The organism is Nocardia sp. NPDC088792 (genome assembly GCF_044750615.1).
Classification (GTDB): domain Bacteria; phylum Actinomycetota; class Actinomycetes; order Mycobacteriales; family Mycobacteriaceae; genus Nocardia.
The window spans coordinates 487911-510797 of the sequence record NZ_JBIVKC010000006.1 but is presented as its reverse complement, the minus strand read 5'-3'; the positions used below and the strand labels follow the sequence as shown (position 1 = coordinate 510797).

The following is a 22887-nucleotide window of genomic DNA, read 5'->3' as shown; positions in this document are numbered from 1 at the left end:
CTATGGGCGCGAACAGGTCCGGGCTCTGGCCACGACCCGATCCGGACTATGGCCGCAACCGGATCAGCCTATGACCGCAACCCGATCCGGGCTACGGCCGCGAACAGGTCCGGGCTCTGGCCACGACCCGATCCGGCCTGTGGCCGCGACCGGGCCCAGGCTGGGTCCACGAACATCGAACGGGCAGGGCCACAAACGTAGAACAGACTGCGCCGCGAACATCGGACAGGCTTCGCGGATGGGCCGGCGATCAGGCTTCGAGCACGAATCTGTGCAGCATGGTTTCGGCGGCGGCCGCGGCCGATGGCCGGGCGGTGATCTCGGCCTGTAGCCGGATCGCTGCGGCGCGGTAGGAGGTGTCGTTCGATATGGCTTCCACTGCGGCCCTGACGTTGTCGGGCGTCACCTCGTCCGGCATCAGTACCCGGGCGGCGCCGGCCCTGCGACATGCGGCAGCGGTCGGGAACTGGTCGGCGCCACGTGGGGTGAGGACCAGGGGCAGGCCGTGCGAGAGCGCGGCCAGGCTGGTGCCCGCTCCGGCATGGCAGAGCACCACATCGCAGCGCGGCAACAGTGCCGACAGCGAGAGCCATTGCTCGACATGGATATTGGGCGGCACGCTGCCGAGTGCCCTCGGGTCGGTGTCGGCGCCGACGGTCACCACGACGTCGGCGTCCATGCCGTCGACTCCGGCGAGCAGTGGTTCGAAAGCGCTGGGCTGATTGAAGATCGGAACAGTGCCCAGGGACACGTAGATCACCGGTCGATCGCCCAGGCGGCGGATCCGTTCCGGCAGTACATCGTCGATTCGCCCGGAGACCGCGGGCCGGATCGGCTGTGCGATATCGGCTGCCGGGCCGAGGTCGGGTTGCAGACTGGCCGGCACCGGATCGAGGTAGCCGTATCGGTACAACCCCGCGTGTTCGTCGGCTGCCAATCCGGAGGAATGCCACAGCGGGGCAACCCATTCCGCCATTGCCGCGATCAGTTCGGGTTCGAGGAGCAGGCCCGTGCCGTAGGTGATAGACGGGACTCCGCGTTCGGCCGCCAGTATCGGCGCCGCGAGGTCGACCGGTGCGTGCAGCACCAGATCCGGGCGGAACCCTTCGGCGATCGACCGGAGTTCGGGCAGTTTGCGCGGCGCCATGACGCGGCTGAACATGACCGCGCCGATCCGCCAGGGCTGGTTGCCCGCCGCGAATTCCGGCAACGTCACCGCTTCGGCGGCTGCCACGGGCGCGTCCGGTCCGGCCGCGACGCCCGGTAGGCCGCTCTCGCGTACCCGCCCCAGCAGTTGCGGCGCGGTCGCGACCAGTACTTCGTTCCCCTGGGCGGCAGCGCCGCGGCCACCGGGGCCACGGGCGCGAACACGCCCTCCATCGGTGTGGTCGAAATCAGGATGCGCATATCGCAGACTCTCCTGTCGCTATAGCGAACTATATAGTGAACTATAGATACGATGGCGAGCATGTCAACCGGAGCCCATCGAGCCGGTCGCCGCCAGGCGACCCGGCGCCGCGTCGCCGAGGCGGCCGCCACCCTGTTCACGGAACGGGGCTATGCCGGCACCACGCTGCAGGCGATCGCGGATACCGCGGGCGTGCATGTGCAGACCATCTACCAAGCCTTCGGCACGAAGGTGGGTGTGCTCGCCGAGACCGCCGCGGTCCTGGTCGCCGGACCCGAGGAGGATTCCGCGACGCCGCCGCCCGAACGGGCCTGGGTCCGTGAGCTGTTCGCCGAACCCGATCCGGTGCGGCAGCTCGCGATGTACGCCGCGCACATGCGCACCGTGTCCGAGCGCTATATGGGATTGCTGGACATCATGCGCGTCACCGCCGCGGTCGATCCCGAGGTCGGCGCATTCCTGACCGCGGCGGAACAGGGCCGCTACGACGGCCCGCGCCACATCACCCCCGAACTCGCGGCGAAGGGCGCGCTCAAACCGGGTTTGACGGCCGAGCGCGCCGCCGACATCATGTACGCGCTCACCACCTATGACGTCTACCGTTCGCTGATGATCGACCGCGGCTGGCCCGGCTCAGAAACCGAGCAATTCATCGCCGAAAGCCTTGCCGCGGCCCTACTTTCGAAGCCTTCGCAGCCTTCAGAACCTTCGCAGCCTGCAGAACCTTCGCAGTCTTCGAACTCTTAGAATCAGTGACGCCGTACGGCGAACTACCGCGCCGGGCGTGAATCCCGATCCAGGGTGAACGTGACCTCGTACAGGCCGGGACTCGCCTGCCCGAAGGCCTTGTTGCCCTGGATCATTCCCTCGGCCATGAGCCGTTCGATGACCCTTCGCGAAGCATCCAGGTCCTCACTCTGGGCATAGTTCACGACCTTGGTGCCGTCCAGGCTGCGATGCAGACTGGCCGACATCCAGCCCGGCACATCGGCCGCCACCCGGGCGGCCTCGGCCAGGTAGTCCAGCAGCGCTTGCTGCTGTCCGGGATTCACGGTGAAAACGTTGATCTGCGTGACGGTTCCGTCGACACGGATGATGGGCATGGCTGCTCCTCGCACTCGAAATGAGTGTCGAGGGTTCGCCTTGCGGCGATACGGAGCCTCCCGAGGAGGTGGCCGGGCTTACCCATGCCGGCCGGGGTCCTTTTCGACCACCACAGCTTAGCGCCGAAACCGCTTGCCGGTGAAGTCAGTTCAGCAGCAGGCCCACGCCGAGCGCCGTCATGACGAGCGCGATGATGGAGTCGAGCACGCGCCAGGCGACGGGTTTCGCGAACAGAGGGGCGAGCAGTCGCGCCCCGAAACCGAGCGATACGAACCACAGGATGCTGCCGATCGCCGCGCCGGCCGCCAGGAACCAGCGGTCGGGTGTGGCGTAGGTGCTGGCGAACGAGCCGAGCAGGACCATGGTGTCGAGGTAGGCGTGCGGGTTCAGCCAGGTGACCGCCAGGCAGGTGGCCACTGCCGCACCCAGGGCGATCGGCGTGCCGCCACCGGCGTTCAGGGCCGAGGCGGAGAGAGCGCGTTTGGCGGCGAAGCAGGCGTATCCGAGGAGGAAGGCCGCGCCGGCGTACTTGGCGATGGTCGTCACCAGTGGCGCATTGTGCGCGACCGCGCCGAATCCGGCCACGCCGATGGTGATCAGCAACACATCGGATATCGCGCACACCGCAACGACCGGCAGGACGTGTTCGCGGCGTATCCCTTGACGCAAAACGAACGCGTTCTGCGCGCCGATCGCGACGATGAGGGAGAGTCCGAAACCGAGTCCTGAGATGGCCGCCAGGGCCGCCGACGTTGCATTCACCCCTCAAAAGTAGGGCGACCGTCCAGGACCAGTCCAGCTAATCATTCTGATGCACCATTACGCTCTCTTAACATGGACCTACAGCTCGACCAGCTGCGCGCACTGGACGCCGTAATCAGCGAGGGCACCTTCGAAGCGGCCGCCCGCCGGCTCAATGTGACACCCTCGGCAATCTCTCAGCGCATCAAGGCCCTCGAAGACGCGGCCGGCCGGATCCTGGTACAGCGCACCAAACCGGTGCAGCCCACCGACTCCGGGCTCACCGTGCTGCGATTGGCGCGGCAGATCCAATTGCTCAGCGGCGATACCGCACGGGAACTCGGTGATGCGCATCAGCCGACCGACCGCCCGGTGAGCATCCCCATTGCGGTCAATGCCGATTCGCTGCAGACCTGGGTCATGCCCGCGCTCGGCCGGGCCGCAACGCACGGCGTGTGCTTCGAAATCCACCGCGAGGACGAGGAACACACCACCCGGCTGTTGCGCGACGGCACCGTGATGGCGGCCATCACCTCCACCGCCACCGCCGTCCAGGGCTGCTCGGTGCGGCGGCTGGGCGCAATGCGCTACCGCCCCACCGCGAATCCGGAATTCATGCGCACCTGGTTCGCGCTCGGCGCTTCGGCCAAGAGCTTCGCGGTCGCGCCGGTGATCCTGTTCGACCGCAAGGACGATATGCAGTTCCGCCTCATTCGCCAGTACACCCGCAAACCTCTGAACCCGCCGCGGCACTACATTCCGTCCTCGGCGGGATTCGCGGACGCCATCCGCCTGGGCCTCGGCTGGGGCATGATGCCGGATCTGCAGCTGCGCCCGGACGATGCGCTGATTCCCTTGGATGACAAGGCCTTCTTCGATATCCCGCTGTACTGGCAACAGTGGAAACTCGACTCGCCCGCGCTGACCATGGTGGCCGAGACCATTGCCGCGGCCGCGACCGCCGCACTGCGATGATCGCCGCCGCACTGCGATGATCGCCGCCGGGCGGCAATGATCACCGCCGCGCGCCGCAATGATCACCGAATCCCGCACTGACGATTCTCGTATGCGCATGTCATAGTCGAAGTGATTGTGGTCATCTCCAGGAAGGACTTACGTGTCTCAGATTGTGCGTGGCGTGATCGCCCGGTCCAAGAACGCTCCAGTGGAAGTGACCGAGATCGTCATTCCGGATCCCGGACCGGGTGAGGCCGTGGTCACCGTGCAGGCGTGCGGCGTGTGCCACACCGATCTGCACTACCGGGAGGGCGGCATCAATGACGAATTCCCGTTCCTGCTCGGGCATGAGGCCGCGGGCATCGTGGAATCGGTGGGCGAGGGCGTCACCGATGTCGAGCCCGGTGATTTCGTCATCCTCAACTGGCGTGCGGTGTGCGGTTCCTGTCGTGCGTGTCGCAAGGGCAAGCCGTGGTACTGCTTCTCGACATTCAATGCGTCGCAGCCCATGACACTCACCGATGGCACGCCGCTCACTCCGGCGCTGGGTATCGGCGCGTTCGCGGAGAAGACACTGGTGCATGCGGGCCAGTGCACAAAGGTGGATCCGAGCGTCTCCCCCGCGGCGGCGGGCCTGCTCGGCTGCGGTGTGATGGCGGGCCTGGGCGCGGCCATCAATACCGGTCGCGTGAGCCGCGGTGACAGCGTCGCCGTCATCGGCTGCGGCGGCGTCGGCAATGCCGCGATCGCGGGCGCGCGGCTGGCGGGCGCGACCACCATCATCGCGATCGACCTCGATGAGCGGAAGCTGGAGTGGGCCAAGGGTTTCGGCGCCACCCACACCGTGAACGCGGGCAAAGAGGATGCGGTGGAGCAGGTTCAGGAGCTCACCGGCGGCTTCGGCGCGGACGTGGTGATCGACGCGGTGGGGCGCCCCGAGACCTGGAAGCAGGCGTTCTACGCACGCGACCTGGCCGGCACCGTGGTGCTGGTCGGCGTGCCGACCCCCGACATGAAACTCGATATGCCGCTCATCGACTTCTTCTCGCGCGGCGGCTCGTTGAAGTCCTCGTGGTACGGCGACTGCCTGCCCTCCCGCGACTTCCCGTACCTCATCGAGCTCTACAAGCAGGGCCGGCTGGACCTGGATGCCTTTGTCTCCGAGACGATTTCACTGAACGACGTGGAGGCCGCATTCACCAAGATGCACCACGGTGATGTGCTGCGCTCGGTGGTGATGCTCTGATGGCGCACATCGACCACGCCGTCACCACGGGCACTTTCAGCCTCGACGGCGAAACCTTCGACGTGGACAACAATGTCTGGGTAGTGGGCGACGATCTGGAATGCGTCGTCATCGACGCGCCGCACAATGTCGAGACCATCCTGGACCTGGTCGGCGCCCGCAAGGTGACGGCCATTCTCGCGACCCACGCGCACGACGATCACATTCGCGTGGCTCCCGAATTGTCCAAGGCCACGGGCGCTCCCGTGTTCCTGCACCCCGCCGATCTGGTGGTGTGGCGGCTGACCCATCCGGATGTCGAGCCGGACGGTGAGCTCCAGGACAAGCAGATCATCGAGGTGGGCGGTACCGCGCTGGAGGTGCTGCACACGCCCGGTCACGCGCCCGGCGCGGTGTGCTTCTATTCCTCCGATCTGGGTGTCGTCTTCAGCGGCGACACGCTCTTCCACGGTGGACCCGGGGCGACCGGGCGCTCCTACTCGGACTTCCCGACGATCCTCTCCTCGATCGCCGCTCGCCTGCTGTCCCTGCCGCCGGAGACGCTGGTCCACACCGGCCACGGTGAATCCACGACCATCGGCGCGGAGTCCCCGCAGCTGGACGAATGGCGTAGCCGAGGGCACTGAGCCGGCTACCACCCCAACGACCCGGCGCGGGAACCATATTCGGCGCCGGGTTGTCTGGGCAGTTGTCGCCCCCGTGTGCTTGAATACGGCGGTTCACAGCTCCGCCAGGGGGGATCGTTCAGCTTGTCCATGCCCGAATCGCCGTTCCGTGATGCGGTTTTCACCCAGCCCGCCGGCTTCAGTCAGCCCAATGGCGTCTACTGCCGCTACTGCGGCGCCACCCCCGCGGTGGATGTCGACTTCCGCGCGCATCGCGGCCTGATCTTCATGATGCAGTTCCGCAAGCTCCCCGGGCCGTTCTGCCGGGAGTGCGGATTGGCCGTGTTCCGGAAGATGACCGGGGACAGCCTGGTGCAGGGCTGGTGGGGTCTGATGTCGATGGTCATCAACCCGTTCACGATTCTGCTGAATGTCGGTGCTCGATACCAGGTCGCGAAGCTGCCGCCGCCGATGCCGGGGGCGCCCAGGCAGCCCATGTCACCGGGCAGGCCGCTGACGCAGCGGTGGCAGCTGGCGGGTGTACTGGTGCCATTGACCGTCGCGGGGTTGATCATCGCGGCGGCGACGTCGGGGAATTCGTCGAGCAGCAGTAACAGCGGCTACAAGCCGTATGTGCCGCCGAACATTCCGTCGATTCCCACCTTTCCGCGTACACCGACGATGCCTTCGTTCCCGTCGGCCCCGGCGGCGCCGGTCGTGCCCGGCAACCCGACGACCTCGGCCACGCCGACCACTCCGGTGAACTTCCCCGACAGCGACAAGGTCAAGCCCGGCGACTGCGTGTGGGACACCAAGGGCGACGTCAAGACCGACACCCATCCCAAGATGGAGATCGTCTCCTGCGGCGACGACCGGTCGCAGGCAACGGTACTGGGCAAGACGTCGGGCCCGACGGCCGAATCCCAATGCGACTCCAGCTTTCCGGATTCCGATCTCGTCTACACCCACAGCTATTCGTACGGCGGCGGGCCGGAGATCGTGGATTACGCGCTCTGCATGCAGACCAAGTAGTCCCGCTCAGCGGCAGCTGAAGAGCGTGGCCTCGGCGATCTGGTCCACCACATCGCCGAGTTCCCCGCGGACCCGGAATGCGTTGAGCTGACGCCGCGCACCGTTTCCGCGCGCCAGCAGTTTGGTCACGCCGTCGCCGACGAAGCCCAGCTCCCCCAGCTCCTCGAGGGCCGGCCGGATCCGGGCGACGAACCGCATGAGCAGATCCTCGACCGGGATGGTGCGCCCGTCGAACGGGTCGATCGCCGCGCCGTCGATACCCTCGTGGGCCGCCTTCCAATAGGCCGCGCGCAGTACATCTTCCGCGACGACCGGCACCGACTCGACTGTCCCGGCGGTCATTACGGCCGCCCGCACCAGGGTGGCCAGCAGCGCGGTCTCCTCGACCGTGGCGGGTACATCACTGACCCGCACCTCCACGGTCGGGAAGGTCATCGAGGGCCGCACATCCCAATAGATCATCTTCCGATCGAGGATGACGCCCAGCGACAGCATGGATTCCACCGCGGTATCGAATTCCTGCAGCGAATCGAAGTGCGGCGGCGGCCCTGCGCTGGGCCAGCGGCGCCACAGGATGTTCCGCCAACTCGCATAGCCGGTTTCGTCGCCCCGATAGATGGCCGAATTGGCGGTGAGCGCCAACAGCGAAGGCAGCCAAGGCCGCAGGAAGTTGCTCACCCGCACCGCCACGGCCCGATCGTCGACCGCGACATGCACATGGCACCCGCACAACCCCTGCTCATTGGCCAGCCGCCCGAAGTTCTCGGCAATCCGGTCATACCGCGGCGTACCGGTGATGGTCAGCTCATCGGGCCCCGCCGGCGGCACCGCCGCGGCCAGCAACAGCGCATCGTTCTTCTCGGCACTGACCGCGGCCCCACGCCGCAACTCCCGCAACTCCTGGAGCAACTCGGCGGTAGAGGTATGAATATGCGTGCTGGTCTCGACCTGGCAGCGCACGATCTCCAATTGCATGTCGATGCCGAGGTCCGCGGCAGTGCGTACCACGTCGACATTTCTGCCGACCGGCGCACCGCTGCGCGGATCCACGAGGAGAAACTCCTCTTCGACGCCCATGGTCGGGGCTTCCACTGTTCATGTGTACCTCATCCCCACCCGGCACACACCTGCCGGAACGGTCTGTTCAGTCGTTCATTTGCTTCCCGGCCGGCGGGGTGAGGAGTTTGACCAGCAATGTGGTGAGTTGAGTGCGTTCGGAGGGGGTCAGCGCGGCGAAGGTTGCGGTGAGGAAGCCGGGGATGGTTTTCTCGGCCCTGGCGAGGGCTCGACGGCCGGAGGTCGTGATGGTGACGGCATAGGCGCGGCGGTCTTCGGGGAGGCGTTCGCGGCGGATGTAGCCCTCGCGTTCGAGGTCGTCGGCTACGCCGACCATGACGCTGCGGTCTATGCGCAGTTCTTCGCTCAGCGCTCGCTGCGAGTGCGGACCTACTTCGGACAGCATTTTCAAGACGAGATGGTGACCGACTCCCAGTCCTTGGTCGCGGGCGTGAGCATCCGCGGCGCGGGCCACCAGCGAGGAAGCGCGGCACAGAGCAATGTCCGGGCGTTCGGTGCCGAGGCGCGAAAGATACGGCGGCGGAGCAGGATCGGGGCGGGACGGCATGCAGTGAGCGTAGCAAATCGTCTGTGCACAGATCATTTGACGGCTGACGGATGACGGCTTAGTCTCACGAAATCATCTGTGCACAAACTATCTTTCAGCAGATCGATGGAGGATGTTGCCATGTCACTGGACCTTTCCGCGGACGAGGTTTTGTCGACCACTCGTGCCGTGCGAAAACGACTCGACTTCGGCCGGCCGGTGCCGCGCCGGCTGATCGAGGAGTGCGTCGATTTCGCGACCCAGGCGCCGACCGGGCGCAATCGGCAGCGCTGGCACTTTCTGGTCGTCACCGACAAGCAGCGGCGGGCGACCGTCGCCGATATCTACCGGCGAGCCGTCCACGTCAACACACCGCAACCACTGACGTCGGATGACAGGAGACGGATGGCGGCCCATCCAGGTTCGATGCAGCGGATCGGGGAAGGCGCGCAATATCTCTACGACAACATCCATCGCGTCCCGGCCTTCGTCATCCCCGCGATCGAAGGGCGCACCGACCATGCGGACGTCCTGCAGCAGTCCGCGACGTGGGGCTCGATCCTGCCCGCCGTGTGGAGTTTCATGCTCGCTGCCCGTTCACGCGGCCTCGGTACCGTCTGGACCACCGCGCACGCACCGCTGGAACGAGAACTGGCCCGCACACTACGTGTCCCGTACGAGAAGGTCATGCTCGCGGCCTTCCTGCCGCTCGCGTTCACCATCGGGACCGACTTCCGGCCCGCCGAACGCGTCGGACGAGACGAAGTCCTGCACTGGGACGGCTGGTGACGCTGGTAAATTCGCGGCGTGAATGCGGGTTTGTCGATCGATTTCAGTGCGGCGAGGCCCCGGACCGGCGCGTTGGGGGTGCGGTGGATTCATGGGTCGCCGTCAGCGAAGCACAATGTCGATGAAGACATTCAGGTGCACTGGTACGACGAGCACACGGTGATCTTGCGCCAGAATATGGCGATCAATTACGAAGGGCCGTTTCTGTTCTTGTTGTTCGGGAACGAGCGGGTGGTGTTGATCGATACCGGAGCCACCGCGGATGCGGAGTACTTTCCGTTGCGGCGGGAGGTCGACGAGTTGATCGAGGGATGGCTGGGGCGGTATCCACGCGATGGGTACGAGTTGCTGGTGCTGCACAGCCACGCACATGGTGACCACATCGCAGGAGACGGGCAGTTCAGCGATCGGGCGGACACCACGGTGGTCGGGGCCGATCTGAACACTGCTTGGAAATACTTCGGATTCGACGGGGACGCCGACGCCATCGCCCGAGTCGACCTCGGGGGCCGGGTGCTGGAATGCCTGGCCACACCGGGACATCACGGCGCGGCAGTCACGTTCTACGACCCCTGGACCGGGTTTCTGCTCACCGGGGACACGGTCTACCCGGGGCGGCTCTACATCCAAGACTGGGCGGCCTTCACCCGCAGCATCGATCGACTGATCGAGTTCACCGACGACCGCGCGGTCAGCCATGTCCTCGGCTGCCACATCGAGATGACGAACGAACCAGGTGTGGACTATCCGGTGCGCACAACCTACCAACCCGATGAGCCGCCACTCGAGATGACCACCGGGCACCTGCGCGAGATCCAGGCGGCGATCGAGGAAGTCGGCCTCCCGCCCACTCGACGCGCTTTCGGCCGATTCATCCTGTGCCCCAACGTATAAGTTGTAGCCGATGAACCCTCACTACCTCACCGAGATGTTCGGGCTGCGCGGGCGGGTGGCGGTTGTCACCGGCGGGAGTTCGGGGATCGGGCGGGAGATCGCTGCGGCGCTGGGTTTTGCGGGCGCCCGCGTGGTGTTGATTGCCCAGGACACGGATCGGTTGCGCGCGACGGCCGCCGATCTGAACGCGAGCGAGTGCGAGACATCTTGGGTGGCAGCCGATCTCGGCGACCGCTCCGAGGTTCGGCGAGCCTCCGACGAAGCGGCCGCAATATTCGGGGAACCCGATATCTTGGTCAACTCCGCCGGGATCAACCTGCGCCCACCGCTGGATGAGCTCACCGAAGAGGTGTGGGACGCCACCCTCGCCGTCAATCTCACCGCTCCGTTCTTGCTCGGGCAGCGTTTCGGCCCGTCGATGGCACGGCGAGGCTGGGGACGAATCCTCAATCTCGCTTCCCAGCAATCGATCCGAGCATTCGGACACAGCGGCGCATACGGCGCATCCAAGGCCGGAATCACCGGCCTGACGCGATCCCAGGCCGAGGCATGGTCGCCACACGGCGTCTGCGTGAACGCAATCGCCCCCGGTTTCGTGCAAACACCTCTGACCTCAGCAGTTTTCGCCGACCCCGACCGCGCTCGGCAGATGGCCGCGCGAACGATGATCGGACGCAACGGCATCACCCCCGACTACGCCGGAATCGCTCTCTTCCTCGCCGGCCCATCGGCTGCTTACATCACCGGCCAGACGGTATTTGTCGACGGCGGTTTCTCATCCACCTAGCGATTTCTGAAAAGCTTTGTATCACACCGGAATTCGACTAGCTCGAACGGGTGTTCGATAGTAGAATTGTGGTATGGGCATCGGGGGGAACCACTACAGCAGCGACGCCACCGCGGCGTTCGGTGCCGGTGTCGACGCCATGCTCGACACGAACTTCACCCGCTTGACCGATGAGCAGGTCGTTGCGATGTTGCGTGAGGTCGAGGCCGATAAGAGGCGTTTCGTGGCTGTCGAGCATCGGTTGCTGGTCGAGATCGAGCAGCGTCGTATCCCGGAGAAGGCCGAAGCCCGCAGCACCACCCAATACCTGGCCACGATCCTGCGCCTCTCGCATGCCGAGGCTGCCGCGCGCGTGAATGCCGCGAAGCTGTTGGGTCCGCGGCTGATCGGTGGGGAAGAACTCGAACCGTTGCTGGCCCATACCGCTGCCGCGCAAGCCGCCGGGGAGATCTCGGTCGATCATGCGTGGCGGATCGCGAAGATCCTCAAGCGGCTGCCGATGCATGTGGATGCGATACAAGCCGAAGCCGTCGAACAACAACTCGCCGACTACGCGCGCACCGGCTGGCCCGATGACCTGCCCAAGATCGGTGACCGCATCCTGGCGTTCCTCGACCCCGACGGGATCCTGGTGCAGGACAAGGACCGCCAACGCATGCGCGAACTGATCATCGGCAAACAACGTGTCGACGGCATGTCGGCGATCCGCGGGGAGATCACCCCCGAACTGCGGGCCCTGCTCGATCCGGTGCTGGCGAAACTGGCGCGCCCAGGCATGTGTAACCCCGAGGACGCGCAAAGCCCCTGGACTACCGGTGATTCCATCGGTGACGGGATCGACCCGGAAGTGTTGCAGGGGTGCGTGAAACGTGACCTGCGTAGTGCCGGGCAGCGTAATCATGATGCGGTGTTGGCGTTGCTGCGCCCGGAGATGGGTCCGGCCCACCTCGGCCAGCATCGGGGGATGCCGGTCAGCACCGTGGTCACCATGACCGTCGCCGAACTCGAAACCGCGGCCGGGGTCGCCGTGACCGCCTCGGGTGGGCGAGTGTCGATCGAGGAGGCATTGAAGCTGGCACAGAAGTCGATTCCGTGGCTGGCGGTACTCAACCACACAGGTATACCCCTGTATCTGGGTAGGGGCAAACGAATGACGGGCACGGGCACGGCGGTGACGGGCACGGTGCCTCGGATGGCGAACCCGGCGCAGCGGATAGCGCTCATCGCCGCCGAACGTGGCTGCACTCGTCCCGGTTGTGATGCCCCTGCCACCATGTGCCAGGTCCATCACGTCACCGAATGGGCCAAGGGCGGCCCGACCGATATCGACAACCTCACCCTGGCCTGCGACGCCTGCCACGCCCGCGTGCACGACGGGCCCGGTGGCTGGAAAACAGTGAAACTGGACCAAGATTCGAAGTATGCGGGTCGTACCGGCTGGATCGCACCCGCCCACATCGATCCGAGTGGTGTCGCGCAGGTCAACCACCGCCACCACGAGAAGGAAGCGTTGGCGGAGTCCGCGGCGAAGATCCGGGCGAGGACCGAGCGGGAGTCTCGCCGTCATCGTGAATGGCTGGCTCGGCGCGCCTGTTCGGGTGGGGCGCAAAGCGATGGGCCGGACGCCGGGGGATCGGCTGGATCGCAAACCGTGCCAGCAGCCGGACCGAAAGCTGGACCGCAAGCCGGGCCCGACGGTGGGCTAGGGGCCGGGCTAGAGGTCTAGAGAGTGTGAAAAGGGCGCGACCAGTACACCGGTGCGGGGGAATGGGACATATCCCCGCACTGGTGTACTGGTCGTGCCTGTTGCGGTTTCCTTCGGGTTCCGGGGTTTTCGTGCTTTCGGTTTTCTGGTTTTCGGTTTTTCGGGTTTGTGTCTCGAGAAGGTGATGCGTGCAGTCCGTGGGCTGGAACCGAGGGTGACGGCTCCCAACCGGGCGTCAGCCCCGGTCCGGCAGGGCAGGCGACGCAACCACACCTCCGGCTCTTAGATCTTTTATCTTTTCCACTCGCCTACCTCGAGCATGTCGAGTCAGAATGCCCCTATGGCATACGACGAGGAGCTGGCCGAACGCATACGAGACGTTCTAGGACCGCGCCTAGGCGACGTGACCGAGAAGAAGATGTTCGGCGGACTGTCGTTCATGGTGGGCGGGAATCTGGCGGTGGCGGTGCGGGGAAAGGCCGGTTTGCTCGCACGGGTCGGGGTGGAGCAGATGGGGAAGTGGCAACAGGCGGGCTCGGTCGAACCGGCGGTGATGGGCGGGCGGGAGATGCATGGCTGGTTGAGCGTCTCGCCCGAGGCGGTTGCGGATGACAAGAGCCTCGGTCAGTGGGTGGATCGGTGTCTCGCCTACGCCGGGACACTGCCGAGAAAGTAGGCGGCGAATCGTGTGCTTTACGGCACATCCTTCGACGGCGTGTGGCTCGGTTCACTGAAATCGGTGCTGCTGCAACCGTTTTGTCAGGATGCTTCACGGTGTCTTTACACCACGGCACCGTGGTGAAACGTCGGTCGCGCACCCTGGTGAATATGAGGCAACCCCAGGTACATGCGCTGGCCTGCGAAGTGTGCGGTCGTCTGCCCCATCCGCGGCGTACTCGGCTGGCCTTGGCCAAGCTCGGGGCGGTGCTGCCGGTCGAGCTGGCGCTGCACGCATTGGTCATCCGGCTCGAACTGCCTTTTCTCGCAACGGTGTCCGTGCTCGCCATTGTTGCCACGATTCTGGTGATCTGGGTGGTGGAGCCCGGCGCCATGCGGTATCTCGCAAGGTGGCTGCACGCGCCGGAGTTACGGCATCGGCGGCGGCTCGACAGTGCCGAGCGACTGTGGCGGATTCGGGTGCGGCTGGACAACAAGCCGGGGCGGTTGGAGCTGTTGGCCAAGCAGCTCGGGGATCGCCGGGCGAATATCCTTACCGTCCACGTGCATCACCTGGAGAACGGTGTGCTGGACGAGCTGGTGGTTTCCACGCCTGCCGAGCTGGCACCGCAGCGCCTCGTTCATGCCATCACCCGGGCGGGCGGGGCGGTCATCGGGATCTGGCCCGCGTCGGCGCTCACGCTGGTCGATGGGCAGACCAGAGCCCTGGGGCTCGCGGCCCGGGTCGCGAGCGATCCCGCCGAGCTTCCGCTCGCCATCGCGGAACTGCTCGGCGCGCAATACATTCCGCATGCCGATCCGGATCGCACGCCCGGCGGCACGGTGCTGGAGATAACCCCGCACAACGACTCGGCCGGTATGACCTTCATTCGTTCGGGTGAGCCGTTCACGCCCGCCGAGGTCGCCCGCGCGCATCGCCTCGCCGATCTTGCTCTACTCGCCACACATCGCGGCTGACCGTGTGCGCGGTCGGCTCCCCCGCCGCTATATTCCCTATCCGGGACGTGCTGGTTTCGGTTTCGTGGCAGACTGCGAAACGCGGGGCACGCAATGATCGGAAGTGTGGAGGGGGTTGTTCCATGCCTTTGCGACGCGCCGGAGGGCAGCGCAATAACAAGGGGCAGCGCAACGATGACGGGAATCCGCCCAGCCGCCGCGTGATCCGCAATGCCAAGATCGCGGCGCTGCCGCTGGGGTTCGCCGGGCGCCGGATGGCCGGGGTGGGTCGTCGCGCACTGGGCACGCCGGCCGATGTCGTCGACCGCGATATCCAACGTCGCACCGCGCAGCATATTTTCGAGGTGCTGGGCGAGCTGAAGGGCTGCGCCGCCAAACTGGGGCAGATCCTGTCCGTCTACGAGCTGGCCCTGCCACCCGAACTCGCCGAACCGTATCGCGAGGCCCTCACCCGGCTACAGGACTCTGCACCACCCATGCTGCCCGCGACGGTGCATCAGGCCATGGCCGCCTCGCTGGGCCCGGAGTGGCGCAGCAACTTCCGCGAGTTCGAGGACCGCCGCGCCGCCTCGGCCACCATCGGACAGGTGCATCGCGCGGTGTGGCGCGACGGCCGTGCGGTGGCGGTGAAGGTCATGTATCCCGGGGCTCGTGCGGCGGTGCTCAGTGATCTGGAGCAGTTGCGCCGAATGTGCTCGCTGGTCTCGGTTTTCGTGCCCGGCGCGGATGTGCGGGCGGTGACCGAGGAGTTGTCCGCCTGCATCCGAGCCGAACTCGATTATGCGGCCGAAGCGGATCATCAGCGCGTGTTCGCCGCTGCCTTCGCCGGCGACCCCGATTTCCGGGTACCGGAGGTGGTGGCCCAGCGCGGCGATGTGATCGTGAGCGAATGGCTGGAGGGTATCCCGCTGCATCGCGTGATCAGCGGTGGCGCGCAAGCCGAGCGGGATCGGGTGGGCCTGCTGGCGCTGCGATTCGTGGTCTCCGCGCCGGAGCGCTGCGGGCTGCTCTACGCCGACCCGCATCCCGGCAATTTCCGGATCCTGCCCGACGGCCGCCTCGGCGTGGTCGATTTCGGCGCGTGCGAACCGTGGCCGGTGCCGCAGTTCCACCCGTTGGTGCGCGAGGTTGCCGACGCCATGCTGAATGGCGGCCCCGGGGAGCTGGAGGCGGCGGCACGGCGGCACGGATTCGCCACCGCGCAGCACAGTTTCGATGAGCAGGCGCTGGCCGCGGAAGTGCGGCCGTTCACCGACATCCTGTTGCACGACAACTATCAGATGGACAAGGAGTGGCTGCGTCGTCAGGTGATGCGGTTTCTCAATCCGCGCCTGAACAATGTCAATCGGCATCTCGATCTGCCCGCCTATTGTGCTCCGTTCGCCCGCGGGGTGGTCACCATGCTCGGGTTGCTCTGCCAGCTCGGCACCACCGGCCCGGTGCGCGATGAAATGCTGCGCTGGTCACCGGAATTGGCGGAGGTGGTGGAACGCTACCGCGAGCGGGCCGGGCAGCCTGCCGATCTCACGGTGGTGCGTTTGCGGCGGGCGGCGGCGCAGGAGCGCACTACCGCGGCCGGCTGAGGGTTGATCACTGTCCCAGACAGATCTACTCTGGTGTGACACCGGCACAGCGCGCGCCGAGTTTGTCGAAAGGTCTCAATGCCGTGGCCACTGCATCGAACGGCTATGCCGTGACGAGGAATTCAGCACCGGACCATGAGGTAGTGGTCATCGGCGCCGGCCCGGGCGGGATTGCCGCGGGGGTGAAGCTGAAGCGGGCCGGCGTCACCGATTTCGTGATCCTCGAACGCTCCGGCGAGGTCGGTGGCAGCTGGCACGAAAACCACTATCCGGGACTGGAAGTCGACATCCCGTCCATCGCCTACCAGTACTCCTTTGCCCGCAATGCCGGTTGGAGCCGGCTCTTCGCACCCGGTGCGGAGGTGAAGCGCTATCACGTCGAGGTGGCACAGCGCTTCGGGCTGTACCCACATCTGCGGTTCCACACGTCCGTGGTCAGTGAGGAATGGGACGAGGCCGATCACCACTGGAATCTGCACCTCGCCGGCGGCGGGGTCGTGACCGCGCGCTTCGTGATCAGCGCGGTCGGCGCCTTCATCAGCCCCAAACAGGATCCCGGCATACCGGGACTCGACGATTACCAGGGCAAGATCCAGCGCCCCTCGGACTGGGACGAGGACTACGACCTCACCGGTAAGCGGGTCGCGATCATCGGGACCGGTGCGAGTTCGGTGCAGATCACGCCCTCCATCGCGGATGAAGTCGGGAGCCTCACGGTCTTCCAGCGCACCCCGGTCTGGTGTGTGCCGAAACCCAATCCGCGCATTCCGCGTGCGGTCCGCCTCGCGCTCCGCACACCCGGCCTGCAAGCGGGCGTGCACGGCGCAGCCCTGGTGGTCGTCGACGGCCTCTTACGGGTGATGTCGAATGCGCCGATGTCCGTGGTGCGGCCGGCCATGCGGGCCGTGGACTCGACCGCGATCCGCGGCTACCGCGGACTGCTGCGGCTCATGGTCCGCGATCCGGCCACCCGGGCCGCGCTGACCCCGGACTACGGTCCGATCGCCAAGCGCCCCACCGCAAACACCGGCTATCTGCTCGCGTTCAATCGCGACAATGTCGAGTTGGTGACCGCGCCCATCGAGCGTTTCACCGACAACGGCATCCGAACCACGGATCACGTGCACCGTGAATTCGACATGGTGGTCCTGGCGACCGGTTACCACGTGTTCTCCGACCCCGAGACCTACACACCGGGAATGGTGGTGGGCCGCAACGGCATCGATCTCGGCAAGTTCTACACCGAGCACGGCCTGCAGGCCTACCAGAGTGTCTCGCTGCCCAGCCTGCCCAATCGGTGGACCCTGGTCGGCCCGTACTCGTGGTCGGGCAGCGGCTGGCACGCCTTCGTGGAAATGACCGCCGACCATGCGGTGCGGGCGATTTCGGAGGCGCGCAGGCGCGGCGCCACCTTCGTCGCCATTCGCCAGGAGATCCACGACGCCTACCATGAGCGCATCTACCGGCACGGCGAAGCAATGCGCTACTACCTGGCCGAATTGAACGCCCACGTGCCCACCTATTATCGCAATTCGCAGGGCGACAGCACCTATATCCGGCCTACCGGATTCTTCGCGGCCCGGCACGCACACCGGCGATTCCCGTTCTCGGACTACGAGTTCGACGCACTACGCCCGGTCGGGAGATAACTCGTCATGGTCGAACTACCCAGGTCCGTGCGCATCGCGCTCGGTGCGGCGAGCTACGGCATCAGCGACCGGCGGCTCGCGCCCGCGGTGACCGGCAAGATCATCCTGGTAACGGGCGCCTCCTCGGGCGTCGGCCGGGCCACGGCCCGCCGGCTGGCCGCGAACGGGGCGACGGTCATCGCGGTCGCCCGGCGCGCGTCATTGCTGGAGGAGCTGCGCGATGAGGCCGCAGGCGATCCGGGCGCCATCCATCCCTATCCGGCCGACCTTTCCGATACCGACGCGTGTGCCGAGGTGGTCCAGCGGATACTCGCCGACCACGGCCGGGTGGATGTCTTCGTCAATAACGCAGGCAAATCGATTCGGCGCTGGCTCTCCGATTCCCTGGACCGCTGGGACAATTTCGACGATACGGCCCGGATCAACTATCTGGGACCGGTGCGCTTGGTCCTCGCGCTGCTGCCGTCCATGCGGGCCAGGCGGCAGGGTCATATCGTCAATATCGGCACGGCGGGAGTACACGGTCCGGCGGTCGGCTGGACCGCCTATATTGCCACCAAATCCGCCTTCAATTCCTGGATGCGCGGCGCCGCACCGGAATTGCGTGCCGACGGCATCACCTCGACGGCTGTCCACCTGCAATTGGTGCGGTCGGACATGCTGGGCCCGTATCGCATCTACCGCTATACGCCGAGCATGTCTCCGGAAGAGGCGGCGAGCATGGTGTGCCGGGCCGTCGTGGATCGGCCGCTGGCCATCCGGCCCTGGTGGGAGCGGGCGAGCGCACCACTGTCGTACGCGCTGGACAGTTCCCGCCCGGCGCAACGCCTGCTGACGCGCTATGCCAAGGCCGGGAACTGGAACAACCGTCCCGTCGATTGGGCGGGTCCGATCGGCCGCGTCGAACGCACCGTCAATCTTCTCGACGACACCGTCACCCTGGCGGGCAAGATTCCGGCCGGCGGTGCGCTGAACCTGGTGCCGCCCAGCCGGATTCCGTGGCTGGCGCTCGCCCTGCGCGATGGTCTGGGCCTGGCGACCGTGCTGTCGGCCTTCGCGGCCCGGTTCCCCGATCGACCCGCGATCATCGATGACGAGGGCCAGATCTCGGCGGCCGAACTGCACTATCAGGTGCGCAGGCTGGCCGCGGCACTGCGAGCGCGCTGGAATATCCGGCGCGGCAGCCGAGTCGCCGTCCTGTGCCGCAATCATCGCGGGTTCGCGGTGGCCCTGTATGCCGCCGCACGCCTGTCGGCGGACCTGGTGCCGCTCAATTACGGCTTCGCCGGGCCGCAACTGGGCGAGGTGCTGCGGCGTGAGGGCGTGGATCTGCTGCTCTACGATGCCGAATTCGATGCCGAGATCGAGAAGTCCGGCTACGCAGGCACTCGCGTCGTGGTACGCGGTGTGGTGGGCCGCCTGCCGACCGTGCGCGGACTGGTGGCGGCGGGCGGGCCGCCGGTGCGCGAACCCGCGCACGGTGGCGCGCTGGTGCTGCTGACCGGCGGCACCACCGGTGTCCCCAAGGGTGCGCCTCGGCAGCTCGGCGCGCGGTCCTTGCTGCCGCTGCTGGCGGGCCTGCATCCGCGCATGTTGCTCTCGGTGACGGATCTGGCCGCGTTCGAGCCGGTTCCGCGGCTCGGCAGCCCCATGGTCATCGCGCCGCCGCTGCATCACACCTTCGGGTTCCTGGCGTTGCAGGCGGCCTTCCTCATGGGCTCCCCCGCCATCGTGCACGAAAGATTCGATGCCGAAACGGTGCTCGCGGATATCGAACGCCACAGCGTGCACATCGCGTGCCTGGTGCCGACCATGCTCAAGCGCATCATGGACCTGTCGCCGGAGGATCGGCACGGCTATCACGTCGAGAGTCTGCAAGCCGTGATCTGCGGCGCCGCTCCCCTGCCCCCGTGGCTCGCAACGGCCTTCATGGACGATTTCGGTGATGTGCTGTTCAACGGCTACGCCTCCACCGAGACCGGCGCGGGCACCTTCGCCACACCCGCCGACCTGCGCGCCGCACCCGGGACGGTCGGCAGACCGCCCACCGGACTCGTGGACATCCGCATTGTCGACGAGCTCGGGCGTGATGTCCCCACCGGAGTGACGGGCCGGATCCTCAACAAGAACCCCACCCAGTTCCAGGGTTACAGCGACGGCCGCACCAAGACCATGATCGGAAAGCATATGGACTCCGGCGATCTCGGTCATTTCGATGCCGCGGGCCGGTTGTTCATCGACGGCCGTTCCGACGACATGATCGTCTCGGGCGGCGAGAACGTCTTCCCCCAGGAGGTCGAGGAGGCACTGCTCGCGCATCCGGCCGTCGCGGATGCGGGCGCGGTGGGCGTACCGGACACCGAGTTCGGGCAGCGCCTGGCCGCGGTCGTGGCCCTCAAGGACGGCGTCCCCGCCACCCGCGACGAGCTGCGCTCACACATCAGATCCACTCTCGCCAATTACAAGGTGCCGCGCGACATCGTGTTCGTCCCCGAACTACCGCGCACCACCGCGGGCAAGCTGCGCCGGCAGCAACTGCCCGACATCATCGCCACCACAGCGGACAGTGAGGTTCAATCATGAGCTCTGCCAATGGCCATCCGGTCTCCCCGGCCTATGAGGTCGCGATCATCGGCGCCGGATTGGGCGGTATCGGCGCGGGCGTCGCATTGCGCCGGGCCGGTATCGAGGATTTCGTCATCATCGACAAATGGCCGAAGGTGGGCGGCACCTGGCTGGCCAATACCTATCCCGGTGTGGCCGTGGACATCCCGTCGCCGGTGTACAACTTCTCCTTCCAACCGCGCTCGCACTGGTCCCGGTTCTTCGCACCGGGCGAGGAAATTCAGCGTTACGCCGAGGAAGTCGTGGACAAGCAGGGGCTGCGCGCCAAGCTGCGGCTCGGATCCGGCGCGGTCCAAGGGGTTTTCGACGAGGGCAATGATCTGTGGCGCATCACCCTGGAGAACAGCGATATCGTCACCGCGCGCCATGTGATCGGTGCGGTGGGCGGGCTGGAACACCCGAATACGCCGGAGATCCCGGGCATCGAGGAATACACCGGCAAGATCATGCACAGTTCGCGCTGGGATCATGATTACGACTATCGCGGCAAGCGGGTCGCGGTCATCGGCACCGGCGCCACCGCATTACAGGCCATTCCACAACTGGCCGAGGAGGTTTCGCAGCTGAGCGTGTATCAGCGCCGAGCCATCTGGATCGCGCCCAAACCGGACTTCCCCATGGGTCCGGTGCTCAATGGCGTGCTGAATTTCCCGCCACTGCAATACACCGTGCGCCTGGTCGGCAATATCGGCGTGAATGTCGGTCTCGGCGCGGGCCTGGCGGCATCCGGTTCCCCGCGTCTGACTTCGGCGGGCATGAGTATTGCCGAGGCGGGACTCAAGGCATATCTGTTCACCCAGGTCCGCGACCGCACGCTGCGCCGCAAGCTCACGCCGGACTATCGCTTCGGCTGTAAGCGACCCTCCATCTCCAACAACTACTTCCGCACCTTCACCCGCCCGAATGTCGACCTGATCACCGACAGCATCGAGCGTTTCACACCCACCGGCATCGTGAGCGCCGACGGCCGGGAACGCGAATTCGACATGGTGGTGTGCGCCACCGGTTTCAAGGTGATGGAGAAGGGCTACACCCCGCCCTACCCCATCTATGGCATCGGCGGCCTGGAGCTCGGGGAATTCTGGGATGCCAATAGATTCCAGGCGTACCAAGGCGTTTCGGTGCCCAGGTTCCCCAATGCCTTTCTGATCGTCGGCCCCTACGCCTACGCGCCGGGCTCCTATATCCCGCTGATCGAGTCCACCTCGGCGCACGCCGCCCGGGTGATCAAGGAGGCGCGGCGCCGCGGTGCGAGCAGGGTCGAGGTGAAGCAGGAACCGCACGATCGCTACTTCGCGCGCATGGACGAGCGGGCCAAACGGACCCACCTGTTCACGCAGGGCTGCGTCACCTCGAACACCTACTACATCAACTACCAGGGCGACGGGGCCGCGTTCCGGCCGTCGACCCAGCTCGAAATGTACTGGGAGAACCGGCATTTCCCGCTGGACGACTACCGGTACTCGCATTCGAACTCGGTGCGGGTCGCGGAGCTCCTGGCAGCTTCAGCGCCCGCTACGTCCGGTATCTGAAGAGGATCCGGCCGCGGGTGAGGTCGTACGGACTGAGTTCCACCAGGACCCGATCCTCCAGCGTGATCTTGATGTAGTTCTTCCGTACCTTGCCGCTGATGTGCGCGAGCACTTGGTGCCCGTTCGGTAGTCCGACCTTGAACGTGGCATTGCGCAGGCATTCGATCACATTGCCTTCGACTTCGATTGCTCCCTTTTTCATCGGCACACCAGCTCGAGGTTGCTGCTCACACGCCGGGCGCCGAGGCCGTCGAAGAGCGCCAGCGCGGCCGTGTTCGATGCATCGACCTCGGCCGATGCCTGCTGGATACCGGCGCTGTGCAGGCCGCCCAATACCTGGGCGAGCAAGGCGCGGGCCAGGCCGCGCCGATGCCGATCGGATCGGACCGCGAGCAGTCCGATCCGGGGCAGCCGGTGCACCTGCACCACGCGCACCAGCGCCACATACTCGCCGGATTCGGCTGCCACCGCGTATTTCGACGGGTCCGCCGGGGCGGTGAACATTTCGGCGGGCATCGACTGCCATCCGATGGTCGCGTCGATCTCGGCACGGATGGTGCGGTCCAGTGCCTGCAATGGACCCAGCTGTGCCGCACCGAGATTCACTATCGTGACGTCCGCCGGCGGAGATACCGCCCCGAGTCCCGTGACCCCGGGATCGGTGGGCACCAGGTACTCCCACTCGCGGCGGCGGACCAGAAGTCCGGCCCGCTCCCAGCTCGCCAGCAATTCGCGGTCGACCTCGTCGACCACCGTGTACAACGGCCTGGGCAGGTCCGGCAGCATGGCGGCGGCGATGCGGTCGAAGACCGCGTCGTGCCACGCGTCGATACTGAGGAAGAGTCGGCCGTCGGGCCTGCGCGAGGCTTCACCCCGGCCGATGACGCGGTCGTCTTCCAGAGCGTGCCATTGCAGCTCGGCGACCCGCGTGATGATTACTGCGGAAGAAGGTTTCATGACGTTGCCCCTTCGAGAGCGCTGCTGCGCTCCCG

23 protein-coding genes are annotated in these 22887 nt (G+C 66.2%); 15 read left to right on the top strand and 8 right to left on the bottom strand.

Translation table 11 applies throughout. The features are described 5' to 3' along the window. Positions 1 to 250: 250 nt before the first annotated feature. Both ACIP5Y_RS38610 and ACIP5Y_RS38605 read right to left on the bottom strand, forming a co-directional pair. A complete protein-coding gene (locus ACIP5Y_RS38610; protein WP_400358069.1) occupies positions 251 to 1291 on the bottom strand; it encodes a glycosyltransferase in 1041 nt (346 codons plus the stop codon). Next, positions 1213 to 1407, bottom strand: coding sequence for a hypothetical protein (locus ACIP5Y_RS38605; protein WP_400357618.1), 195 nt, complete (start codon positions 1405 to 1407; stop codon positions 1213 to 1215). Before ACIP5Y_RS38605 ends, ACIP5Y_RS38610 begins: the two co-directional genes overlap by 79 nt. Positions 1408 to 1468: 61 nt before the next feature. Here ACIP5Y_RS38605 and ACIP5Y_RS38600 point away from each other — a divergent pair, with 61 nt between their 5' ends. Next, a complete protein-coding gene (locus ACIP5Y_RS38600) occupies positions 1469 to 2155 on the top strand; it encodes a TetR/AcrR family transcriptional regulator (protein ID WP_400357616.1) in 687 nt (228 codons plus the stop codon). A 23-nt stretch (positions 2156 to 2178) separates the two neighbouring features. Here ACIP5Y_RS38600 and ACIP5Y_RS38595 read toward each other — a convergent pair whose 3' ends face one another. Both ACIP5Y_RS38595 and ACIP5Y_RS38590 read right to left on the bottom strand, forming a co-directional pair. Then, positions 2179 to 2511: an antibiotic biosynthesis monooxygenase family protein gene (locus ACIP5Y_RS38595; RefSeq protein ID WP_400357614.1), complete on the bottom strand. Its 333-nt coding sequence runs from the start codon at positions 2509 to 2511 to the stop codon at positions 2179 to 2181. 145 nt (positions 2512 to 2656) lie between these two features. Next, positions 2657 to 3274 (bottom strand): LysE/ArgO family amino acid transporter, encoded by a 618-nt coding sequence (locus tag ACIP5Y_RS38590; RefSeq protein ID WP_400357612.1) that lies wholly within the window; start codon positions 3272 to 3274, stop codon positions 2657 to 2659. A 72-nt stretch (positions 3275 to 3346) separates the two neighbouring features. On the opposite strand from ACIP5Y_RS38590, the gene ACIP5Y_RS38585 reads away from it, so the two are divergent. The 4 genes from ACIP5Y_RS38585 (at position 3347) to ACIP5Y_RS38570 (ending at position 7093) form a co-directional block, all read left to right on the top strand. Continuing rightward, positions 3347 to 4228, top strand: a complete 882-nt coding sequence (locus ACIP5Y_RS38585; RefSeq protein ID WP_400357611.1) for a LysR family transcriptional regulator ArgP — start codon at positions 3347 to 3349, stop codon at positions 4226 to 4228. 142 nt (positions 4229 to 4370) lie between these two features. Continuing rightward, positions 4371 to 5456, top strand: coding sequence for an S-(hydroxymethyl)mycothiol dehydrogenase (locus tag ACIP5Y_RS38580; RefSeq protein ID WP_400357610.1), 1086 nt, complete (start codon positions 4371 to 4373; stop codon positions 5454 to 5456). Further along, the gene (locus ACIP5Y_RS38575; protein WP_400358068.1) at positions 5453 to 6082 is read left to right on the top strand and encodes an MBL fold metallo-hydrolase; all 630 of its coding nucleotides are present in this window, start codon (positions 5453 to 5455) and stop codon (positions 6080 to 6082) included. Before ACIP5Y_RS38580 ends, ACIP5Y_RS38575 begins: the two co-directional genes overlap by 4 nt. 123 nt (positions 6083 to 6205) lie before the next feature. Next, positions 6206 to 7093 carry a hypothetical protein gene (locus ACIP5Y_RS38570; protein WP_400357608.1) on the top strand — a complete coding sequence of 296 codons (888 nt, stop codon included), beginning with the start codon at positions 6206 to 6208 and terminating at the stop codon, positions 7091 to 7093. 6 nt (positions 7094 to 7099) lie between these two features. Here ACIP5Y_RS38570 and ACIP5Y_RS38565 read toward each other — a convergent pair whose 3' ends face one another. Both ACIP5Y_RS38565 and ACIP5Y_RS38560 read right to left on the bottom strand, forming a co-directional pair. Next, complete coding sequence (locus ACIP5Y_RS38565) at positions 7100 to 8185, bottom strand: glutamate--cysteine ligase (protein ID WP_400357607.1); 1086 nt, start codon at positions 8183 to 8185, stop codon at positions 7100 to 7102. A 52-nt stretch (positions 8186 to 8237) separates the two neighbouring features. Next, positions 8238 to 8717, bottom strand: a complete 480-nt coding sequence (locus ACIP5Y_RS38560; protein WP_400357606.1) for a MarR family winged helix-turn-helix transcriptional regulator — start codon at positions 8715 to 8717, stop codon at positions 8238 to 8240. 120 nt (positions 8718 to 8837) lie between these two features. On the opposite strand from ACIP5Y_RS38560, the gene ACIP5Y_RS38555 reads away from it, so the two are divergent. The 10 genes from ACIP5Y_RS38555 (at position 8838) to ACIP5Y_RS38510 (ending at position 21895) form a co-directional block, all read left to right on the top strand. Further along, positions 8838 to 9485 (top strand): nitroreductase family protein, encoded by a 648-nt coding sequence (locus tag ACIP5Y_RS38555; RefSeq protein WP_400357604.1) that lies wholly within the window; start codon positions 8838 to 8840, stop codon positions 9483 to 9485. A 159-nt stretch (positions 9486 to 9644) separates the two neighbouring features. Further along, the gene (locus ACIP5Y_RS38550; RefSeq protein ID WP_400357603.1) at positions 9645 to 10379 is read left to right on the top strand and encodes an MBL fold metallo-hydrolase; all 735 of its coding nucleotides are present in this window, start codon (positions 9645 to 9647) and stop codon (positions 10377 to 10379) included. A 10-nt stretch (positions 10380 to 10389) separates the two neighbouring features. Further along, complete coding sequence (locus ACIP5Y_RS38545; protein ID WP_400357601.1) at positions 10390 to 11166, top strand: SDR family NAD(P)-dependent oxidoreductase; 777 nt, start codon at positions 10390 to 10392, stop codon at positions 11164 to 11166. A gap of 73 nt (positions 11167 to 11239) precedes the next feature. Continuing rightward, positions 11240 to 12892 (top strand): DUF222 domain-containing protein, encoded by a 1653-nt coding sequence (locus tag ACIP5Y_RS38540; RefSeq protein WP_400357599.1) that lies wholly within the window; start codon positions 11240 to 11242, stop codon positions 12890 to 12892. Between the two features lie 319 nt (positions 12893 to 13211). After that, positions 13212 to 13547 carry a TfoX/Sxy family protein gene (locus ACIP5Y_RS38535; RefSeq protein WP_400357597.1) on the top strand — a complete coding sequence of 112 codons (336 nt, stop codon included), beginning with the start codon at positions 13212 to 13214 and terminating at the stop codon, positions 13545 to 13547. A 152-nt stretch (positions 13548 to 13699) separates the two neighbouring features. Next, positions 13700 to 14506 (top strand): amino acid-binding protein, encoded by an 807-nt coding sequence (locus tag ACIP5Y_RS38530; RefSeq protein ID WP_400357595.1) that lies wholly within the window; start codon positions 13700 to 13702, stop codon positions 14504 to 14506. Positions 14507 to 14628: 122 nt separating this feature from the next. Next, positions 14629 to 16089, top strand: a complete 1461-nt coding sequence (locus ACIP5Y_RS38525; protein ID WP_400357594.1) for an ABC1 kinase family protein — start codon at positions 14629 to 14631, stop codon at positions 16087 to 16089. A gap of 83 nt (positions 16090 to 16172) precedes the next feature. After that, entirely contained in the window at positions 16173 to 17738 is a 1566-nt protein-coding gene (locus ACIP5Y_RS38520; RefSeq protein ID WP_400357593.1) for a flavin-containing monooxygenase, read from the top strand. A 6-nt stretch (positions 17739 to 17744) separates the two neighbouring features. Beyond that, entirely contained in the window at positions 17745 to 20321 is a 2577-nt protein-coding gene (locus ACIP5Y_RS38515; protein ID WP_400357591.1) for an SDR family NAD(P)-dependent oxidoreductase, read from the top strand. After that, positions 20318 to 21895 carry a flavin-containing monooxygenase gene (locus ACIP5Y_RS38510; RefSeq protein ID WP_400357590.1) on the top strand — a complete coding sequence of 526 codons (1578 nt, stop codon included), beginning with the start codon at positions 20318 to 20320 and terminating at the stop codon, positions 21893 to 21895. Before ACIP5Y_RS38515 ends, ACIP5Y_RS38510 begins: the two co-directional genes overlap by 4 nt. On the opposite strand, the gene infA is transcribed toward ACIP5Y_RS38510, so the two are convergent. After that, a complete protein-coding gene (gene infA, locus ACIP5Y_RS38505) occupies positions 21879 to 22097 on the bottom strand; it encodes a translation initiation factor IF-1 (RefSeq protein ID WP_400357588.1) in 219 nt (72 codons plus the stop codon). The two genes, ACIP5Y_RS38510 and infA, sit on opposite strands and share 17 nt — an antisense overlap. Next, positions 22094 to 22852 carry a GNAT family N-acetyltransferase gene (locus tag ACIP5Y_RS38500; protein ID WP_400357586.1) on the bottom strand — a complete coding sequence of 253 codons (759 nt, stop codon included), beginning with the start codon at positions 22850 to 22852 and terminating at the stop codon, positions 22094 to 22096. Before ACIP5Y_RS38500 ends, infA begins: the two co-directional genes overlap by 4 nt. Positions 22853 to 22887 lie beyond the last annotated feature (35 nt).

Excerpts from the sequence above, each read along its gene's own strand:
- infA (WP_400357588.1), bottom strand. The coding sequence starts at position 22,097 with ATGAAAAAGGGAGCAATCGAAGTCGAAGGCAATGTGATCGAATGCCTG.
- ACIP5Y_RS38560 (WP_400357606.1), bottom strand. The coding sequence starts at position 8,717 with ATGCCGTCCCGCCCCGATCCTGCTCCGCCGCCGTATCTTTCGCGCCTC.
- ACIP5Y_RS38500 (WP_400357586.1), bottom strand. The coding sequence starts at position 22,852 with ATGAAACCTTCTTCCGCAGTAATCATCACGCGGGTCGCCGAGCTGCAA.
- ACIP5Y_RS38510 (WP_400357590.1), top strand. The coding sequence starts at position 20,318 with ATGAGCTCTGCCAATGGCCATCCGGTCTCCCCGGCCTATGAGGTCGCG.
- ACIP5Y_RS38600 (WP_400357616.1), top strand. The coding sequence starts at position 1,469 with ATGTCAACCGGAGCCCATCGAGCCGGTCGCCGCCAGGCGACCCGGCGC.
- ACIP5Y_RS38555 (WP_400357604.1), top strand. The coding sequence starts at position 8,838 with ATGTCACTGGACCTTTCCGCGGACGAGGTTTTGTCGACCACTCGTGCC.
- ACIP5Y_RS38525 (WP_400357594.1), top strand. The coding sequence starts at position 14,629 with ATGCCTTTGCGACGCGCCGGAGGGCAGCGCAATAACAAGGGGCAGCGC.
- ACIP5Y_RS38535 (WP_400357597.1), top strand. The coding sequence starts at position 13,212 with ATGGCATACGACGAGGAGCTGGCCGAACGCATACGAGACGTTCTAGGA.
- ACIP5Y_RS38515 (WP_400357591.1), top strand. The coding sequence starts at position 17,745 with ATGGTCGAACTACCCAGGTCCGTGCGCATCGCGCTCGGTGCGGCGAGC.
- ACIP5Y_RS38605 (WP_400357618.1), bottom strand. The coding sequence starts at position 1,407 with ATGCGCATCCTGATTTCGACCACACCGATGGAGGGCGTGTTCGCGCCC.
- ACIP5Y_RS38530 (WP_400357595.1), top strand. The coding sequence starts at position 13,700 with ATGAGGCAACCCCAGGTACATGCGCTGGCCTGCGAAGTGTGCGGTCGT.
- ACIP5Y_RS38585 (WP_400357611.1), top strand. The coding sequence starts at position 3,347 with ATGGACCTACAGCTCGACCAGCTGCGCGCACTGGACGCCGTAATCAGC.
- ACIP5Y_RS38595 (WP_400357614.1), bottom strand. The coding sequence starts at position 2,511 with ATGCCCATCATCCGTGTCGACGGAACCGTCACGCAGATCAACGTTTTC.
- ACIP5Y_RS38540 (WP_400357599.1), top strand. The coding sequence starts at position 11,240 with ATGGGCATCGGGGGGAACCACTACAGCAGCGACGCCACCGCGGCGTTC.
- ACIP5Y_RS38545 (WP_400357601.1), top strand. The coding sequence starts at position 10,390 with ATGAACCCTCACTACCTCACCGAGATGTTCGGGCTGCGCGGGCGGGTG.